Source organism: Paenisporosarcina cavernae, assembly GCF_003595195.1.
Lineage (GTDB): Bacteria > Bacillota > Bacilli > Bacillales_A > Planococcaceae > Paenisporosarcina > Paenisporosarcina cavernae.
In genome coordinates this window covers 578,803-599,579 of record NZ_CP032418.1, presented here as the reverse complement: position 1 = coordinate 599,579, position 20,777 = coordinate 578,803, and the positions used below count along the sequence as shown (strand labels likewise).

The 20,777-nt window shown below is 39.2% G+C and carries 11 protein-coding genes and 1 pseudogene; 2 read left to right on the top strand and 10 right to left on the bottom strand.

The features are described from left to right. Nucleotides 1-9: 9 nt before the first annotated feature. Together D3873_RS03050 and D3873_RS03045 are read left to right on the top strand one after the other, a co-directional pair. Nucleotides 10-1,380: a glycosyltransferase family 2 protein gene (locus D3873_RS03050; protein ID WP_162920124.1), complete on the top strand. Its 1,371-nt coding sequence runs from the start codon at nucleotides 10-12 to the stop codon at nucleotides 1,378-1,380. 542 nt (nucleotides 1,381-1,922) lie between these two features. After that, entirely contained in the window at nucleotides 1,923-3,374 is a 1,452-nt protein-coding gene (locus D3873_RS03045) for an S-layer homology domain-containing protein (protein WP_119882636.1), read from the top strand. A 264-nt stretch (nucleotides 3,375-3,638) separates the two neighbouring features. Here D3873_RS03045 and D3873_RS03040 read toward each other — a convergent pair whose 3' ends face one another. The 10 genes and pseudogenes from D3873_RS03040 to D3873_RS03000 all read right to left on the bottom strand — a co-directional run bounded on the left by D3873_RS03040 (nucleotide 3,639) and on the right by D3873_RS03000 (nucleotide 20,656). Beyond that, on the bottom strand, nucleotides 3,639-6,002 hold the full coding sequence (locus D3873_RS03040) for a bifunctional 2',3'-cyclic-nucleotide 2'-phosphodiesterase/3'-nucleotidase (protein ID WP_205536281.1): 2,364 nt from the start codon (nucleotides 6,000-6,002) through the stop codon (nucleotides 3,639-3,641). Nucleotides 6,003-6,238: 236 nt separating this feature from the next. Further along, nucleotides 6,239-6,780 (bottom strand): annotated as a pseudogene (locus tag D3873_RS03035) (IS256 family transposase); the annotation flags it as partial. Between the two features lie 199 nt (nucleotides 6,781-6,979). After that, nucleotides 6,980-9,058 (bottom strand): S-layer homology domain-containing protein, encoded by a 2,079-nt coding sequence (locus D3873_RS03030; RefSeq protein WP_162920123.1) that lies wholly within the window; start codon nucleotides 9,056-9,058, stop codon nucleotides 6,980-6,982. Between the two features lie 320 nt (nucleotides 9,059-9,378). Next, on the bottom strand, nucleotides 9,379-10,407 hold the full coding sequence (locus tag D3873_RS03025; RefSeq protein ID WP_119882634.1) for a C40 family peptidase: 1,029 nt from the start codon (nucleotides 10,405-10,407) through the stop codon (nucleotides 9,379-9,381). 537 nt (nucleotides 10,408-10,944) lie between these two features. Then, on the bottom strand, nucleotides 10,945-12,843 hold the full coding sequence (locus D3873_RS03020) for a S8 family peptidase (RefSeq protein ID WP_119882633.1): 1,899 nt from the start codon (nucleotides 12,841-12,843) through the stop codon (nucleotides 10,945-10,947). 116 nt (nucleotides 12,844-12,959) lie between these two features. After that, nucleotides 12,960-14,432, bottom strand: coding sequence for an N-acetylmuramoyl-L-alanine amidase (locus D3873_RS03015; RefSeq protein ID WP_238473816.1), 1,473 nt, complete (start codon nucleotides 14,430-14,432; stop codon nucleotides 12,960-12,962). Nucleotides 14,433-14,730: 298 nt separating this feature from the next. Further along, nucleotides 14,731-16,893 carry a 5'-nucleotidase C-terminal domain-containing protein gene (locus tag D3873_RS03010; RefSeq protein ID WP_119882632.1) on the bottom strand — a complete coding sequence of 721 codons (2,163 nt, stop codon included), beginning with the start codon at nucleotides 16,891-16,893 and terminating at the stop codon, nucleotides 14,731-14,733. A 379-nt stretch (nucleotides 16,894-17,272) separates the two neighbouring features. Next, nucleotides 17,273-17,362, bottom strand: a complete 90-nt coding sequence (locus tag D3873_RS13690) for a VanZ family protein (RefSeq protein WP_420798999.1) — start codon at nucleotides 17,360-17,362, stop codon at nucleotides 17,273-17,275. Between the two features lie 393 nt (nucleotides 17,363-17,755). Continuing rightward, nucleotides 17,756-18,802, bottom strand: a complete 1,047-nt coding sequence (locus D3873_RS03005) for an S-layer homology domain-containing protein (protein WP_162920122.1) — start codon at nucleotides 18,800-18,802, stop codon at nucleotides 17,756-17,758. Nucleotides 18,803-19,054: 252 nt separating this feature from the next. Then, nucleotides 19,055-20,656, bottom strand: a complete 1,602-nt coding sequence (locus D3873_RS03000; protein ID WP_119882630.1) for a M20/M25/M40 family metallo-hydrolase — start codon at nucleotides 20,654-20,656, stop codon at nucleotides 19,055-19,057. Nucleotides 20,657-20,777 lie beyond the last annotated feature (121 nt).

Here is a 20,777-nt window from a genome sequence, read left to right as displayed (position 1 = left end):
AGGAAACACTTGAGCACCGCGCTCTTATTCATTTTTGGATGTTACATGGCGCTACAGCTCATGTACCTCCTCACTTCACTTCGAGATCCTAGGTGGCATCACAATGGATTCTCCGAACATACATTCATTCCTAAAAAAGAACGAAAAATATCCGTTCTCATTCCTGCATATAACGAAGAACTTGTTTTAGAAAAGTGTCTTCATGGCTGGAAAAACATCCTCTACCACAACAAAGAAGCGATCATTATTAGCGACGGATCAACTGATAATACCGTGCAGATTTTGAATGATTTACTGGATTTAACCCTCGAAGCCCCATCGACTGAATCACCAGCAGTCTTTTATGGACTGAAGTGTTGCTACCGATCGAGATTGTACCCAGAAATACTTGTCGTAGACCAAGTGAATGCGGGAAAAGCGGCTGCATTAAACCGCGGAATTGCGTTAGCTTCTGGAGAAATAATCGTCACACTAGACGCGGACTCTATTTTAGAACAAGACAGCTTACTGAAAGTGAATCAAGCGTTCGAAAACAGGAAAGTTCTGGCACTTGGTGGCATGGTTCACGTCGGGCAAGTCATACATGCAAAAGGAACATCTGAGTATCCAACTAACAACTTACTGCGCTATCAACTCTCCGGGTATCTATCCTCTTTTTACATTCGCAAAAGACTTCAATCTTCCTGGAATGTAATTGGTGTTGTATCCGGCGCATTTGGTGCATTTCGTAAAACCGTCCTCCAAGAAATCGGAGGGTTTGTCGACACAATCGGAGAAGACATGGAAATTACCTTTCGTTTGCAGCACTACATTCACAATCGTAACCAGAACGAGCGTCTCGCATTTCTTCCAACAGCCGTTTGTTACACTGAAGTCCCAGAACAATTCTCTTCGCTTTTTCATCAACGCATTCGTTGGCAAAAAGGATTTTTAGACTGCCTGAACCGCTACAAACTTTGTTTCTTCCATAAGTTAAGTTTTCGATTCTCGCTCTTTTTACTCAGCGAATCTCTACTCTTTAGCTTAGTCGGAGTATCTGCATTTCTTTTACTCCCATACAAACTTCTTACTGACACTTTAACGCCTGGTTTAATTGCACTCCTTCTTCTTGTTGCATTAAGCGAAATCCTCATTCGAGTAGCAGGTTATATACAAGCCTTAAAATTAGGATTCACCTTCTCCAAAAGGAGTTGGGTTCAAATCATCTTCTTCACACTTGTTGAAACCGTTACCTACCGACTCCTCGACACATTTTTCTTTCTTATCGGCACCGTCCTTTATTTTACAGGCAATCGACATAAATGGAACAAACTCGAGCGTAGTGGAAGCGTCGTAGTCAAAAATGACCTGCAAATGCACTCATTATTTCCTAGGAAATAATTTGAACTCAACTCAACATCCAATATCCCAAACAATAACCGAATCACACTGGTCTGCAAACTAATTTCCAGAGCAATCACCGTATTACACCTGGCCGCAACCCATTTACCAAAACTCCAACCGAAAAAAAGACGAGTCACAATTGCCTCATCTAGTAACCTCCATACATGAAGTTTTTCGATAACCCATTAATAGCGATGTCAGCATCAACTATTTTTCGAAAGCAATATTACTGTTTCATTCAGTCTACTCGAAATATTGTAAACCTTCAAATACGCATTCGACGCTCGAGCCTATAAGTTATTTTTTATGGAAACCACAATAATATTAATTTTAAATTTTTCTAAAGTTATTTTTACTTTACTATATAGTTATTTTACGGAACAACTATAATACTTCAAGAAGATTTCTTGTTAGTAGGTATTTAGTTACAACTCAAGATAAATCTTATGACATATTTTTCGGATTTACTAACAAAAATATATCAAACGGTGTTTTTTTCCTATATTTTCCTTTATACTAAAATAAAGGAGGTTTGGTAGATGATAAAAAAATTAGTTGTTCTAAGTATTTTTGCAGTAAGTATGTCAATTGCTACATCTGCAGTAGCTGAAAGTAATGAATTTCCAGATGTACCTAAGTCTCAACCTTTTTACGAGCATATTCACTACTTAACGGGTGATGGGATCATAAATGGATATGATAATGGGTACTTCAAACCGTACACAAATTTGACTCGTGGTGAAGCTGCGATGATGATTGCTCGAGCATTTGACTTAGACCTTACACCACGTGAAACTGTTTTTAAAGATGTGAATACTCGTTTGTCTGGAGCTGTTCAGTCTGCATATGAAGCGCACATTATTTTCGGAACGAGTGAAACAACCTTTTCACCTAGTGAGAAAATAACGAGAGAACAGATGGCAATGTTACTTGAAAGAGCTTTTCATTTAAAAGAACAATCCGCTACAGAATTCGATGATGTTAAGATGAACTCTGTGGCATATACAGCAATTCGGAAAATACAAGCATTTGGCATTACAGGTGGTGTGGACGAAAATCATTTCAATCCAGGTGGTTATGTATCTAGACAACATTTCGCAGCTTTTCTTGCTCGTGGCTTAAATGAAGAATTACGTTTAGAAGCGTCAAGTTGCGGATACAATGTAGATTCACGTACAAACCCTCCACGCCAAGTATTAAACTGTATGATCACCAACGCAGCAAGAGCAACACAAGGTGAAATTCCACCGGAAATTGTAAAAGGTATTGTTAACGTTGAAAATGGAAATTGGAAACATTTCCAAGAAAACGGAGAACCAATTATATCTGCTGATGGCGGAATCGGTTTAATGCAAATTACGAATGTGCAAAATTTCGATGTGGAAAAATTAAAATATGATATTGAGTATAATATCGAAGCGGGAATCTCCATGTTAATCAATCATTTCAAACGAACCGATTTACCTAAAATAAGCGAAAAAGATCCTAACCGATTAGAAAATTGGTATTTCGCTATTATGGCGTACAACGGAACAAAGTCGGTTAACAGTCCGTTTTACAAAGCCACCGGTGAAAAGAATTTATCCTCATACCAAGAAAAAGTTTTTCAAGCAATTCGTACCTCAAGCCAATTGGAGGTAACCAGTCACTCCATCCTAATGAAACCTGAAGACTTCACTTACGGTCCTGAAACAAACGAAAGTATTGTTTTTAATAGAAAAAACATGGAGTTAGATTTTATCGGTACTCACACGAGAGATCGGTTTGGGGAAGGTTACCCTGCATATTTAACAAACTCTCGTTTAAGAACGGAGCCTAGTACATCCGCAGAAGCTGTAACTGTTCCGATTGGAACCCTCGTCGAGATTTTAGGAGCACCTTTATATGATTTATCTTCTAACGCACCTAACAATTTCGTTTGGTACCCGGTTGCAGTGAATCAAAACGGTATGACACGCTATTTATACGCACCATCACAGAGTGTCAAATAAAATATGGCACTTTAAAACGCTGCAATTTTATTCTACTCGGAATAATTGCAGCGTTTTTATTTCCCTGATTCTATTATGACTTCCCAAATTCAATGTTCCTTAAAATCAACATTCTCTCTATCTTTCCTAAACCAAGTGCAATCTCACCATGCATGTTGACATTCTCTCATTTCTAGATCTCTTTAGTGTTTCTCACACCCGGACCAAACCTTCAAAAAAGCATCTCATTGGCTAACTACCGATGAGATGCTTTTCTATGCATTCTTATTTCAATGAATATTTCGCAAAACCATCTGTACCTTCTCCAACATAAGCAATGTTACCTGTTACAGGAACAAATGCTTTTGCTGAAGGAGATGATTCAAAGACAACTGATGCAGAAGCTGGTAATGTTGCAAATGACCAGTTTCCATCTGCTGATGGATCAATTGTTCTACCTGCAATATAATCGACAACCGCTTGGCGGTTTTCATCTGGATACATAATAACCGCTGATTTGTTACGTACTCCTGGGAACTTCCCGTTCGCACGATAGTTGTTTGTCGCAACAACGAATTTTTGTGTTAAGTCAATTGGTTTCCCGTCATACATTAAATCCGTAATACGGCTAGCGTCTTCATTGACGACATTCCCATCGACGTCGTATTTCGCTGGTTGCGTAACATCAATTTTATATGTGACACCGTCAATGACGTCAAAATTATACGTACGGAAATCGGTATTAATAAGTGACTGCTCACCAGTTGCCGTTGGGTCAATTTGATTAAATTGTCCTGCAGACATCTCTAACCATTCTTTCACATCTGCTCCAGTTACAACTAATGCAGCAAGTGTGTTGTCATATAGATAAAGGTCTGCAACGTTTTTAATCGCTATTTCACCTTTTGGTACAAACGTGAAATACTCCGCATCTCCACGTGTTCCCGCTTTAAATGGCGCACCTGCAGACAATACTGGAAGATCTGCATATTCTGTTCCAGCAATCTTACCTTCAACATATTGTTTTTGAGCATCTGTGACAATTTGAATCGACGGATCGTCTTGTACTAATGCGAAGTAGCTATGAATATCAGATGTGATTGTTCCAACTGCTTCACGAACATACGCAAGTGTTCCTTCATGTGCAGCTTTTACCGCTTCTACTACAGAAGCATCGACATCTGATGCATCTTCTTTCACAATCGCACGAACTTCTGCGTGTGAGTTCGTAACATTCCACTTGCTACCTTTTTTCGCAAGCGTTAAGTCAATGACCCCTAAATGACTTCCGAATTTACCAGGCATAACAACAGGAACACCATTAATCGTTCCGTTTTCTGTATCAACACCCGGTAGATCCTTATAAGCTCCAGGGAATACTGCATGCGCATGTCCAGTGACAATCGCATCCACACCCTCTACTTTGGTTAATAAATATGTCACATCTTCTTCCCCGTCTGTATGTACTGCATCGCCCATACCAGAGTGAGAAAGAACTAAAATAACGTCCGCACCTTCAGCTTTCATTTTCGGAATGACTGCCTCCACTGCATCCACTGAATCTTGAACCGTCACCTTACCTTCTAAATGAGATTTATCCCATTTCAAAATATCTGGAGGAACGATACCTGTAATACCAACTTTGACAGATACTTCATTGCCTTTTGAGTCTTTCATTTTCTTCGTCATTACTGTATATGGTTTGAAGTAATTCTCGCCTGTTGAAGCTTTCTTAACATTGGCATTCACATACTCATAATCCACATCATCTAACACTTCATCTAAATAATCTAATCCATAGTTAAACTCATGATTTCCAGCTGTTGCAGCATCATATCCCAGAAGCTCTAATACTTTAACTGAAGGATGTTCTTCTCCATCCTTTAATTTTCCAGTTGGAACGATTGCTTTATACGAACCTAGCGGAGTTCCTTGGATTAAATCTCCATTATCTACAAGAAGATTGTTCGGATTTTCTTTTCGTGCATTTTTAATAAGAGTTGCCGTTTTTGCTAAGCCTAAGCTATTTGATGGCATGTCTTTGTAATAGTCATACGCCATAATATTCGTATGAATATCAGACGTTCCCATAATGCGAAGTGCAACACTTGTATTTGCTTGACTTGGACTATATTCTTTCAAGAAACGTTGTACGATTGAACGCATTTCTCCAGGTGAAACGACACGTTGAGGTTTGACCGTATGATCTGCATACCCCAGTAGCAAGCCAATTCCCACACCTTTCGCCATATCTGGCAATAACGAGTGGCTCATGTGATTCACATCTTTAAATTGCTTTAAATTAGAAACCGGATACGATTTCTGTGTGTCAATTCCACGAGCAGCAATCGCAAATGCTTGTTCGCGACGTAACGTATTGTTCGTTCCGAACTCCGAAGCACTTAAACCGTTTACAAGCCCAAGTTCAACCGCTTTCTCCACATATGGCGCTAAACTCTTGTCCACATCTTTAAACGTAACAGTCGAACCATTTCCTAATGAAACATCCAAACCAGAAATCAAGGATTTAACAAATTCCCCTCGTGTTACACTTGGAGCTTTTCCTGCAGCTCCTGCATTCATTCCAGCACTTGATGTAATCAATCCTACTGCAAGTGCAGAAGCTGTTACCTTTTTCCACAATGTCATTGGTTTCTCCCCTTATTAGAAAAATTTAGAAACATTTCCATTATACTTCTCTATTTCTGATTAAACTAGAAGGAATCGATAAATTTACAGGAAATTTAGATAAATGTAATATTTCTATTAGAAGAAAATTTGTTCTTTAAATTTCTATCGTATTAAGGATAAAAATCCTATTCAACTTGCGGGTTCGTCAATAATTTTGTGTAAATAGAAATTCTTTTCTATGTAGTAGTCACGTTTTAATTGTTTTTAAACATCTCTGCTAACTCTGCTCGAGCTTGATCAAAACCTAAGTGACAACGGGTAGCGAATAATTGGTTATATCCCTCAAATTGAGAAACTAGGAATCTTTCGAGTGATTCTTCATTAGGAAGTTGTTCCTTGCGTTTACTATACTTCTTTATTTTCTTACTAAAGGATTCAATTAAGTTCGTGGAATAGATGCTTCTCCAAATAAACTTTGGGAATTCATAAAAAGTAAACTTACATTCCTTGTCCTCTAAAGATTTAGTCACATTGGGATATGTTTTTTCCATTTGGCTATGAATGAGGTAAGGGATTCCTTCGCCATCTCTTTATTCTCTGCACGATAGACTTTTTTGACATCTTCACAGATTTCTTTGCGATCTGCCACACGCACTTTGTGCTGGATATTACGTGCAAGATGGACCATACACGTCTGATACTTTGAAGTTGGATATACTTCAGAGATCCGGTCTTGAATTCCTTTTAGGCCATCAGAGATGAATAAAAGAACTTCTTCTACTCCGCGCTCTTGAAGAGCAAGATTGGTAATTACTTAATCAACTTTTTATTCAATTATTTAAGTCTTAAAAATCACCTCCAAAACAATATGTAATATATTGTAATTTTATTTGAGATATTTTTTAGTTAGATTTACAACCTAAAAAACCCCATAATATCTAGGAATGTAAACTGCTTTAAACTAACATTCCAAGATTAAATGGGGTTCTACTATATTATGGATATTCTACTATACTCAATAGGTCACCGCGGATCCATCCGTATTGTGCAGAAGTTTCATTTACATACCAATCGGAATAAACTTTGTACCAAGTGTAACCATCCACTGCTTTTTCTTCGACGATTGTTAAAGGATAGCCCTCTGCATAACTCACTGGAGGATTGTCTTTATACGCTCCAACATTTCGAGCACGATAAGTGAAAAGGATATTGGAAGCAGTCGTAGGTGCTGTGCGAACATTAATAGACTGATTGTTTAGATTCGTGAAAGCAATTTTCTTGTATTGTCTAAAGTCTTTTCCACCTAGTTCTTGATCAAATGTATAAAGGTGACCAGCAGCTTTCGCACCCCATGTTGGGTCGGATGCATAGTTCACATTGAAACCTGTTGTTTTATTCCCAAAAGCTGCACCCATATTACGCGCAGGCACTTGTGAATTTGTCGGATCGGAGTATCTTGTATTGAAGAATGAAATAACAAGCTCTCGAACCCCGTCCTCTATTGTAGGGAAATTTCCTTTTGCCGGACATTCCCCAACAAATGTGTCATTCACATACAACCCAAAAAGGTTATTACATTTTTGTGCGTATTTACTCATTCCCCAGTTACTTTCATTTATTCCAAGTGACAGAATCATGAGGGCGTTCACTCGTTGCTCTGTTTCCATTTTCTTAAGTGTTGCGCCTATTCCGATTAATTTCGATGCCTGCCACGTGTCAGGGAATTTCTCCTGCACTTTCCGAACGATATATGCATCTATTTCTTCCGCTGAATACGAACTTAACGCACGGATTGATAAGTATTGAAAATAAGGTACATGTGCACCGACATTTGTTCCTCGGTCATTCATAAAATGAATACCGTCATAGCTATAATAAGTGGCTCCGGACTGCATGAAATCTGGTGCTGGTCCGTTTATATACGTACCTGCAATTTTTTCTCGTGCATGGTTGTATGTCGTATGGGCAAGTGATCCAAAAATCGTTTTCGAATAACGATCGCGTTCTAGCGGCTGAATCATTTCTGCAGGTTTCAACTCTGTCTGAGAATGTTTCACATATCCAATCGTTGCGCCAACTTGCACTTTGATAAATTTATCATTTGAGTCATAATAGCGCATTTCTCTACCATACTCTATATAAGTTGCTTGTTTCGCAAAGTCTTGGTCAAAATACACGGTAGTAGTGGAAGGGATACCAGTTGTAGTTGTTGCATTCCCATAAGCAATTGCTCCACTACGAGTTTTAATAATATCTACCCCAAATGTTATTGCATCATACGATGTATTCGCATTATATGCTGCTAATGCTTTGTCATACGTTTCATATTCCGTACTTCCATTTACTAATTGATTATTTTGCACGGTTGCTACTTTGTACTTTTTAACCACTGGTGGAGGCAGAGGGGGTTCCGGTTCTCCTGGTTCTTCCACTACTGGCGGAACGTAGTTTTTCTTCGCTTCTAAGAAACGGTATATGAAAGCAGCAGCTTGTTCTCGCGTCGTATCCGCTTTAGGTTGGAAACTAACTGTACCATCCGCATTCGGGAAGCCACTTGTGATGTCGTAGTTTGCAGCAATAAAGGCTGCTTTAATACTGACCGAGCCACCAAACGCATCCATATCCGTAAAGTCTATTCGTTTTTCAGTTAACGCCATTTCAGAATATGTAAGAACATTTTGCATTGCAAGCATCATTTGCTCACGGGTAATATTTTGATCCGGTTTAAACGTGTTATCACTATACCCGCCCATAATACCTGCAGAAGTTACTTTATAGATGAATGGTGCAAGTGTCATATTGGAAGATACATCTGTAAAGCTTGCAGATCCCTCAGGTAATTCTAATGCACGAGAGATAAATGCTGCAAACTGTGCTCTAGTTACTTTTTCGGCTGGTTTGTAAGTACCATCTGTATAGCCGGTTAATACGCCAGCTTCAATCATTGCACGCATTTCTTTTTCGAGTGCTTTCCCAGTTAATTCATCCGCGGAAGCTTTTTGCGGTATTGCTAGTTGTATGACTAAGAAGGTAGCCACGAGCATTGTTGCGATAAATTGTTTCAGTCGATTCACGTCGTTCATTCCTCCTAAAATTGTAGTAAGTTGTGAGAGATAGATGTTAAAAACTAGTTCATGGAGACATTGGCATTGGTATAGCGAGAGTAAAATGAGCGATTCCCGGTAGAGATCATTCTACATAATGAATCTTTTTTGAAACGTTATTCGGTGTGATACGTCTAATAGATCAAGCAAAGAAAATCTACTATTTTTGTTTTTTACGTACTTTCATTATTTTACTATGTATTTATGTTTCAAAAAAGAGAAACTGGGTATTATTACAAAAGAAGGGTCATTCCTCCCTGCAAGGAAGAATAACCCGTTTGAAATTGTATTTAATTTGTTTCGATAGCACTATATAATGCCGCAGAAAATTCAGCGCGATCTGCTGATTTAGTAGTTCCAAAATTAGAAGTTTGGAATAATGTTGTTTGGTCAATCACTTTCAATGCAATAATTGAGTCATACGCCCAAAAAGATGCTGCAACATCTTGATATGTGGACGCTACGTGTGCTTGATTGTTAGCAGTGGAAGTGATTTTAAATGCGCGATCCATAATGACAGCTAATTGCGCTTTCGTTAATGTATCACTTACACCGAATTTACCTGTTGTGTAACCTTGAAGAATACCTGCTTCTGTCATTGCTTGAATATCTTTCGCAAATGTATGTGTTGTTCCTACATCTGAATACTTAGAAGTGCTTTTTGGTGTTAGTTTTAGCACGCGATTTACCATTGCGGCTGCTTGTCCACGAGTGACTGATGCTTCGGGACGGAATTCTTGGTTATCAAATCCATTAATAACCCCATCAACATTTAATGTTTTAATTGCTTCATATGCTGGGTGAGAGGATGTCACATCCGCGAAGTTACCATCTGTTACAGGAGGCGCAGGCGGCGGTGTTGCTACCGTAGCTTTAATAATACGCTTTGCACCAATATAATATTTCCCCCAATAGTATGAGTCGTTAATGCTGCTGATGGCAATCCCTTCTGATTCCGCAGAAATGAATTTTCCTGATCCGATATAAATTCCTACATGAGATACAGGAGCAAAATTATTGAAGAAAACTAAGTCTCCAGGTTGCAAGTTTGACTTGCTAACTGATGTACCTTGGCGATACTGATCAGCCGCTGTACGATTTAATGAAACGCCTATTTTTTTGTATACATATGACGTGAATCCTGAACAATCAAACCCTGAAGCTGTAGTTCCTCCGTATCGATAAGGAACTCCTAGTAAAGTCTTCGAGTATGATACGATCTCGTTCCCTGTTGCTGCACTGGCTTTCGTCGACATAAACGGTAAGACAATGGACAGTACTAACACTGCCACAAGTACTTGCATGATGCGTTTTTTCATTTTCCACCTCTGATGTGTTTGATTACATTGTTATCATAGTTTTAACAACCTGATTAGAATTTTAACAGATATATCATGTATTTTACGTTACGTTAATATTACAGTTGTGTAACACAGGTTTATTTCTCAAAACTAGTGTGAACAATTGATATTACTAGGCTTGAAGGGTTACTATTTCAAATATTACAATCTTTTTTTGCAATTGACTTTTGCGAATTGTAACAATTTTTCTGGTAATTCTCTTTTTTTCATCTAAATGGGGTTTTAAGAAGACAGGGGAAGAGATACTTTTGTATATTTTTAGTAAACATTTTTGGATATTGACACGAAGAATTGTGAAAGGAGAAACTAACTTCTCTTAACGCTCTGTCACTTTAAATCTCTTCAACAAAGAGTCAATCTCGCGATTTTTTTATACGAGTAGCCTTTTACTTTTTTCATTCAACATAAAGTCAAAGAACATCAAAAAAGATTGGAAATGAAAATACATTTCCAATCTTTTTTCAAGTTATATTATTTAGACCTACATTAATTGATTTATTTAAACAAATCGCCTCGTTCTGCTCGTGCGATGAATACACTATAGGTTGCACGGGTCATAAAATCAGACGGCTCAAACGTTGTTGGTGTGACACCTCTTGTTATGTTTTGCTGGGTAATCGCTTGGATGGCTTCAAAGCTTACCATGCCAGAATTGACGTCTTCGAAAGGATTTTCGTTTGCTTCATTTACCTTGAAGTCATAGGCATTTTGCAATAGAATCGCCATTTCTGCACGTGTAACGGGTTGGTTAGGTCGGAACGTACCGTCTGGGAAACCAGAAAGTAAGTTTTGTTCGTATGCTGATTGGATGTAACCAGAAGCAAAACTGCCACTGCTTACGTCAGAAAAAGTTGTCGAACGTTGCTCTCCATTTAGCCCTACCACACGACCAAGTAAAGCAATTGCTTCTGACCGTAAAATATTTCTACCAGGTTGGAACGAGCCATCTTTCATCCCTTGAATGAAATTATTGTAAGCAAGGTACGCAACATGAGGAGAATACCAACGATTATTCGATAGGTCGCTAAATGATGCGGCATTTATTTTCACCGATACTTTGTCATTAATGATCTGACCATCCGTATCTTTGAATGCCACATCCACAGAGGTTGTGCCATTTAACGCATATAGCTCCCACTCATTATCAGATGTCGATTTATAGGTGATTCCGTTCATGTTCGCTTCTGCTTCTGAAATTCCTGTCGAATTCATTATTTTAACGGCAATTTTTCCGTTTTGATCTGTTGCGACGGTATATGGTATTTCGGTAATCTCTTTTTTATACATCACTCGACCATATCCAAATAGGTCATCTCGTCCTTGCTCCCCTAGATCGGTACTTGTCACACTTAACAAGTTACGCAGACGGTCTGCTGAAAAGGAAGGGAATCTCTCTTTATACAATGCTAAGACACCTGTAATATGTGGTGCAGCCATAGAAGTACCGGATTCTGTGTAGTAGCCATCTTTCGTTCCATCTAAAGTGTCTAGTTCTGTTGGCCACGTACTTGTTATATCCACCCCCGGAGCTGCTACCTCGACTTTGGGTCCAGTGGAAGATTCTTGCACCGTTTTGTCAAAACCATCAGTAGCGGAAACTGCAATCACTTCAGGATATCTCGCAGGGTATTGGACGGTATCAGTCATTCCATCTCCTACGTTACCAGCTGCTCCTACAACTAAAATACCTTTTTTGGAGGCTTCTTTTATCATTAACTCTAAAGGTAAATCAGCGTTTGTAATTGTAAGACTCATATTAATAATATCCATATTATTTTTTATTGCCCATTCAACTCCACGTACAATCGCAGCTGTCTCTCCGCCACCAGAGCGATTCATCGACTTTACCGCATATAATTCAACGTTTGGCGCAACACCAACAATTCCATACTCATTCTTTTTTGCCGCGATAATGCCGGCAACATGTGTGCCATGTCCATTATTGTCGTCATATGAGATTGGTGACGGACAAAATTCTTTTAAAGTACATGTTCCCCCAGCAATCGATAAATCTGCATGTTGTGCATCGATTCCTGTATCAATGACCGCTACTTTCACTCCTTTTCCTGTGTAAGGAGTGGTGACTTTCGGTTCTGCGCCAATGATGGAAAATTGAAATGGAACTTTATCTGCTGCCGTATAGTACATCTTCTCTTTTGTAATGGTTGCATCAGGATATTTACTTTGTATATATTGAACTTGAGAGATAGATAAAGATGTTTCAATCATAGGCAACAAATCAAATGCACGTGCATCTTTGCCAATGTGTTGTTGTATTTGTTGGACATTTTTGGGAGAGTAAATCAAATAGTCTGAAGTTGTTTCTGCTTGTACAGAAAACGGGACAAGTACTGTCAGCAACAGAATCGCACTCATTAGTATATTTTTCATCATTTCCAACCTTCCATTCACTAGATAGTAATCTCATACCCTATGTTTGCCTAATCATAACCCATTTGTGGATAGACGAAAAGAACTCTAGAGAAAATATTCCCTAGAGTTCCATGTAATTAATGAAGGCGTTTGCTTGGCGAGTCACCGGTAATGTTGTAAAGAGGAAGTACATCTTCACGACCTTTGTAGTGATAGTAATAGTCTAGTACTCCAAGGTACAAAGCTTTCCCCATTAATTTACGTTGTGATTCCAATTTAATATATTCAATATCTTTCGGGCTATCGATAAAGCCCATTTCAATTAACGCTGCAGGCATCGTATTTTCACGAAGCACATGCAAGTTTCCATATCCGAATGGGTTTACCCCGCGATTCGAAAGATCCCATGCTTCTTGCATACGGGCTTGTAGGTAGATAGCAAGTGCGCGAGATTGCGCAACATTTGGATTGGTTGATGCTGTTTTTGCATAGTAGAAAGTTTCTTGTCCATTTGCTGAACCGTTTAATGCGTTCGTATGAAGACTGACAAACACATCCCCTTTTTCACGCGCAGCAAATTCTGTACGATAATCAAGCGTAATAAAGTAATCACCTGTACGAGTCATTTTCGGTTTTAATGGTGTTGCTTGGAAATAACTGTTCATGTGACGCGCTACATTTAAGACAACATTTTTTTCCACAAATCCATTACCTGTTCCACCTGGATCTGTTCCACCATGACCTGGATCAATAATAACAACTAGCTCGTCCAATGGCTTTTCCGTTGGAACTGGAGTTGGTGTCGGCGGTGGTGTTGTTGTATCTGGTTTTGTTAATTGTAAATACGCATTGTGCAAAAAGCCTGTTTGTCCATTTGCACGAACATACGACCATTGTCCAATCGTGTAAGCATATTCCACTTTGTCACCATTGTTTAATTTGCCCATTGAAGGGAAATCGGTACTAGGTCCTTGACGGAAATTTAAATCATTTACATTGACGAACATTTCTCGGCTAAACGTTACGTTTGCATCTTTACGGAATGAAGCGTTAATGCCTCGCGCTAAGAATACAGCAAAGTCTGCACGTTTAATCGTTAAATCTTCCCCAAACGATCCATCTTCCATTCCAAGAGAAATACCTTTTTCCATTAGAGCGTTTGTCGCAGCAGCAGTAGAAGTTGCACCGTAATTGTAGGCACGGCTAATTAAAACTGCCATTTGTCCTCGCGTTAATGTTTGTTTTGGTCCAAATGAGCCATCTTTAAATCCAGAGATAATTCCTTTATCTACCATTTGTTGAATGTAACCAGAAGCAAAATTGTTTGTCGAAACATCTGGGAAGTCTGTTGCACGTTTTTCTCCGTTTAATCCTAACGAACGGCCGATGAGTGCTGCAGCTTGTTCCCGTGTAACTAATTGATCTGTTCCAAATTTAGTGGCTGAGATTCCCCCAGTAATTCCACCATCAAGTAAGTAATAGATTTCTGCCTGAGCCCGGTGCGTCGTTCCAACATCTGAAAAAAGTGTGCTTGCACTGGATGAATTTGCAGGTGCTAATGCAAAAATCATGACTGCAGCGCTTAACACAGTAAGAAGTTTCTTCAACAATCATTTCCTCCGTTTCTCTATTTGTACAGTTAGGTTACAAGAAAATGACAAAAAAGACCATATTACTAAGGGGCTAAATTTTGTAATATATCATAGGATTATTATGGTAATGAGATTGTTAATAGGGAGATAGGAGTATTTGTTGATTTTATTCATGAATGGAGAAAGATGTCGAAGGTTTGCAAGATTTATTTAGTAAATTTTAATTTCAAAAAACTGCAGACTCGCTCTAATTAAGTGAGCAAGTCTACAGTCATTAAGTCTCGAATTAAATCGAGTATGTGGTAATGGAAATCGATTATTGTGCAGCTGGAGTAGCTACATCAACAATGCGCCCTTCAACAGTTGGTGCTACTACATCTAACGAGACTAAATAGTCAATGAATGACTCGTAATCTACGATACCAGGTTCAGAACCGCGTCCATCTAAATAAGCAGCTTCGAATACATCGTATCCGTCTCCGCCTTTCATCGTAAATGTGTTTGTCGCAACATAGTAGTTTTTCGCTTCATCTAAAGCTACATACTCGCCGCCTTCAAGCACTTCTACTTTTGTTACACGCTCTCCGACTGGAAGTGAAGAATTATATTCTAATTTCATACCAGATACTTGTAAGAATGCACCTGATGGTTCTGGGGATGAAGAAACGGAATGCTCAAGAGCAGTCATAATTTCAGCACCTGTTAAGTTCATGATTCCTAACGCGTTTCCGAAAGGCATAACCGTTAGAACATCACCGTACGTGATCTCGCCAGCATCGATTGATGTACGGATACCACCTGAGTTTTGAACAGCAATCACTGTTTCAGGATTTACTTCTTTTGCTTTTGCAAGCATACCATCTGTAATTAAATTACCTAATTCTGTTTCTTTTGCACGAACGTCAGCACGTTCACCGTTCAGAACTGTTTCCGTTGATGCACCTGTTGGAGTTGCTTTTAACTCATCAACAGCAGGTTTGTAGATGTCCACAATTTTTTGTGCATCTGCATCTGGCAGAATAGTAGTTGCTTCTGGGTAACCTTGTGGATCTGTGTTAATAATTTCTCCACCATACATTGTTACTTCGCCCCACGGGTTGAACGTAACGTCTGTTAGTCCAAGAGCTTTTCCGTATTCGAAAGCTTGTGAAATAACTGTTGGAGCATCAAATTCAGTTGATAAGTAAGGAGCTTCTGTGACATGCGTATGTCCGCCGATAATAATATCAATGCCTTCTACGCGTTTCGCAAGCTCTTTGTCATTGTCATAGACTAGAGAATCTTCAAAACCAATGTGCGTTAACGCGATGATTTTGTTTACTCCCATATCTTCAAATGCTTTAACTGATTTCTTCGCTGCATCAATGTAATTAGAGAAAGCTACAGATCCAACGCTAGAAATGTCTGGCGTTTCTTCAGTTGTTAAACCGAATACCCCTACTTCTTCACCATTTACATCCAATACGACACCGTTATAAATGTGTCCATCTTGATAGTTTGATGCATACGTATTCGATTGTAGACCATCAAATAGGTCATCTCCCGAGAAATCTACGTTAGCAGAAACCATTGGGAATGAAGCATTTGATACGAAGTTCGCTAACGCAGCATGGCCATCTTCTGAACCACCTAGATCAAACTCATGGTTACCAAATGTCATTGCATCATATCCAAGGTGCTCCATCATATCTAATGTTGCTTGTCCTTCAAATAATTTGAAGTAAAGATCACCCGAGAATACGTCACCTGCATCTAGTAAAATGCTGTTGTCATAGCTCTCACGAATATCTTTGATCGCAGTCGCGTAATAAGGTGCACGCTCTAAATATGAATGTGTGTCATTTGTATGCATAACCGCTAAATCCATATAACCGAAAAATTCTTTTGCACGATTAATGAATAATGCCATTTCTCCGCGTGTTACATTAGCGTATGCACCGAAACTTGTATCTGTTTTCCCTTGCGTAATACCTGCTTTAACTAACGCATCAACATATGGTGCGTTTGCTTCATTTACATCTGTAAAAGCTGTTTTTGTCACGTTCATGTTCACGTCTAAGCCAGCTGCATTTGCAAGCATAATTGCTGTTTGAGCTCGAGTTAGTTTGTCGCTTGATCCGAAAGTATCTTCATCGTAGCCATTTACAATACCGTATTCTTTCAAAGCATCTACAGCCCATTTAGCACGAGCAGGTACATCTGTAAATCCTGATTCTGCATATTCTCCGTCTTCTGCGAAACCTAACGTACGAGCAATAAGAACAGCTGCATCCGCACGAATAATATCCGAGGAAGTACCAAATGTCGTAGCTGTAGTTCCTTGAGTAATTCCTTGTCCTGTTAAGAAATTAACTGCTTCTGCATAGCGATCCGATACATCTGAGAAGCTTGCTTCATCAGCAAATGCTGCTGGAGCGAATGCCGCTGCTACTGCTGCTGCCGTAACAGATGTTGCTAAAAACTTTTTGTTTTTCAACATGAACCTTCCTCCTTATGTATGAGGTTTTGACCTCAATTACTTTAACTTTATCAAACTATTTCGAATAAAAAAAGTTTAATTACGAAATCTTTACAAAAATGTGAAAACGGTTACATTCATATAACAATTTTCGAGTGACTTTTGAATTAGACTTCTATACATGGAGAAAAAGTTGTCTTTTGATAGACTGTTTAAAGGTATTCGTTTCCATACTCAAAAAGCCGATCAATCTAGGTATGCAGTTTCTACTAGCTAAATCGCTCGACTACTGTTAGAAGAATAGATCTTTTTAGTGTTTTTTACTACTCTCATTGTTTTGATTTCTGAAGTACTGGACTAAATGGAGGAGGAAAATCGCTGCCAGACTTCCTGATAAGTTTTAGATAATATCGCGCCAGGTTGGGGTTCTGCCACCAGTTATATATTGGTGAATTTCATCAAGTGTGGCCACCCACGCTGCAAAAAGGATAATCTAGCGATACTTTTTCGTCTATGCATAGAGAGCAACTGCTAATAGGAAAAAAAACAAAGTGGGCACCTTTACGAATAAAGAATTCGAAAAATGCGTAGTATCCATTTGTTGCCATGGAAAATTCAGTTCCCTAGTAGTTTATCGATATTGTTGCTGGCTTCTCTTCGTACGTATTTGAAGGAAAATGCTCCATCATGAAGGACAAAAGTGATTGTTCCGTATACGTTTGACTAGATGAGATAAAAAATCCAAGTAATAAAAGTACAATAATCCATTTTTCATACGTTTAGTTTATCAGTAAAGTCCTTCTGTATATACTGAATTGTTCTATAAAGAAAAACACACTTTCTAATGGAGTGTTTTATTCCAAAAGAAAGCGTGAAAGTTCCTCTATTTTTTCGCAAACATATGCACCCAATAAATTCTGCCTTGACTATTTTTATAGGCGGACGCGCCAATTTGTGTGTAGTTAGGATTTAAGATATTTGCTCGGTGACCGGAAGAATTCATCCAATCATTCACGACTTCTGCAGGAGTGCGCTGCCCTAATGCAATATTTTCTCCAAAGTAGGAATAACTATAGTTAAAGTGTTTAGCCATGTCCCACGGCTGACCGTATGTTGGTGAAACGTGGTCGAAATAATCGTTTTCCACCATATCTTTTGCTTTTATAAAAGCGATTTTTGAAAGTGATCCATCTTCTTTTAACGGATTTAACCCTTCTTTTGCACGTTCAATATTGACAAGATGAATTGTTTCCAGTGCAAAGTCGTCTGTTGTAGAAATTGTTGAATCTAGGTACTGCTTTTTCGTTTTATCATACGTAATAATTCCAGCGTCACGTTTTTGTTTAAATGTCATTGCACGATCAATAAATGTGGCTAATTGTGCACGAGTTGTCGCATACCCTGGTCCAAATTTTAAAGGAGTAAGTCCCTCTGAAATCTTGACTTCTGCAATTGTGGTGGCATATGGGAAATACCACGTTCTCGGTGACATATCCGGGAAGAACACTTCATTATTGTCATCTACAATAATGTCATAAGCTTCCACGATTATTTTCGACATTTCACTTCTCCACAAGATTTTATCTGGATTGAACTTTACCGAATTTGAAAAAACACCTAATTCCGTCAACGATTGAATCGCGTTGTATGCAGGATGGTTCTTAGGAACATCTGTGAATTTCGCTTGGAAAGATGTTGGTTTATTATTTACAGTCGCCCTAGCGATTATTAGTGCCGCTTCTGCACGCGTAACTGGCTTAGAAGGTAGAAAGGTACCGTTTGTGTAGCCATTCAAGATATTCTGTTTTGTTAGTTTATCGATGGAAGCGTATGCCCAGTGATTCGTTGGGACATCCGAAAATCCAGCAGCTAATGCTTGTGTTGGTACAAGTAAGATGAGAAATAAGATGGATAATAAAAGTTTTTTCACTTGGATCACTCCCCTAGCAATTTGGTTCTAGGTTATCAGAAAATTTGGTAGATTTCATGAGGAAATGGAAATAGGAGGAAAGTGAGAGGTACCGCTGGAAGAGACATTGGGTACTAGAGGTCTATATTCGTATTGGGTTGGTGTTTGTCAGATTAGGTTATTGTTTCTCGGATTCGGTTGTTGATTTCGATTTACGGTGATTTATTTTTCTCCACGATAGAAAACCCGCAACGGTTTCGTTGCGGGTTACTTTTAACACCAGTTTCTGATTAATTTTTCCAACAAGTACGGTGTTTCGACAAATGCGCTGTTGATGTGTAATCGTTCTGTTCGTTTATGTGGATCTTTTCCAAACGGACCGACGTTAAAGACTGGTGCTTGGAGTTGTGCCATTTCTTTGAACGGGATGGTGTAGCTTAAGTTCCACACGGGTGTGTTGTTTTCGAAGTGTTCCCACCCACCGCGTGTGTCGGCGTAATTGACATAGCTTAAGTCACATATGCCGTTGAAGTAATGGATGCGATTGACAGTTAAATCGAAAGCCTCCTTCGCTTCTTGTTGAATGAAGGCTGTTGCATCTTGAATGACCGCTTCATCGGATGAGTTGACTGCTGGATAATACGGCGGTGCATAGAAGATGACATACGCTGGTGCTAGTTCTTGGCATTCAATCATGAGTTTGTCGACGATTTTAAAGGATTTATCCCGGTCGTCACCTTCAGCGTAACGGCAGACGTCCTCGACCATTCGTGTGACTGCCGCTTCTCCAAATTTATCTTTCGCATACTCGACAAGTTTTTCATATCGTATCACTTCGAGCTTCCCTACTGGTGCCACGTTTTCTCTTGCGCAAATTCTCGTATAATGCTCGTTAGCTTCTTTCGCTGCAACATTAGCTACTTTTTCAAATGTCTGCATAATATCTCCCGCATTTTGCTTGAACGTGAAGACGTTCCACATTAGCGCTGCTCGATACGGGGTCTGAACAGAGTATTCCATTTTCAAATCTTTTTGCATGAGCGAAACTGGAATTGGCGTTTGCTCTTCTTCAAACGCTTCACGAAATTGATCGGTGAATTCCATTTCTTTTGTCAGAAACGAAGCGAAGTAGTTCGCGGTGACGCCCGATAACGGCTCTCCGACATGTGTTTCCATTCCGTATACGAGTGCGGAGGGCATGATTTTACCAATCGTTCCCGAGTATATATATGTTTTCTTATCCCCTGGTTCTTGCGCGAATACGGGCTCTCCGTTTAAGAAGAGGAAGTAGTCCAATTGATGCTTTTCTTTTAAAGTGATTAAATGTGGTACGGCTTCTCGCATTCCGACACTACTTACTTCTTCATCTGGCACTGTTAATAAAACTAAATTAATCGGCCATTTTTCCGCTGCCGCTTTTTCAATCAGCTGCATGTGTAGTGCGAGTCCCATTTTCATGTCCATCGTGCCTCGTCCAAATAAGTAATCCCCAGATAGTAAATCTCTTCTCGCATCTTCTGGTAATTCCTCTGTCCGTTCGAGTAACGCTTGTGTTAGCATTTCGGGTTCAAAAGCGAGTGCTTCTAAGTCTCCGTATTCTTCGGTATTTACCGTGTCAAAGTGACTGATTAAGACGATTGTTTTAGTTGCGTTTTCGTGTTTATACAATGCGGTTAGTAATTTCCGGTGGTGATCTGCATCGACTAAAGCTAGATGCTCGGGATGTTCTTGAAAATACGGGATATGCTGCAATTTCGCGTGTGCTTTATACGGAAAATCGCGTTCTCCGTCCGTTCTCGACATGCTTTTCCAGCTGACTAGTTCACAAAGAAGTGCTCGCAGGTCTTGCTCGGTTTGCCAGTTCAATTGCGTCAAATCCTTTCAATTTATTACTTAATAATTTTTAGCTGTCGCTTACCGCAGGCGTTGCTTCAGCCTCCTCATGCTAACAAGTTAGCATTGCGGGGTCTTCTGCTAACGCTAATCCTGCAGGTGT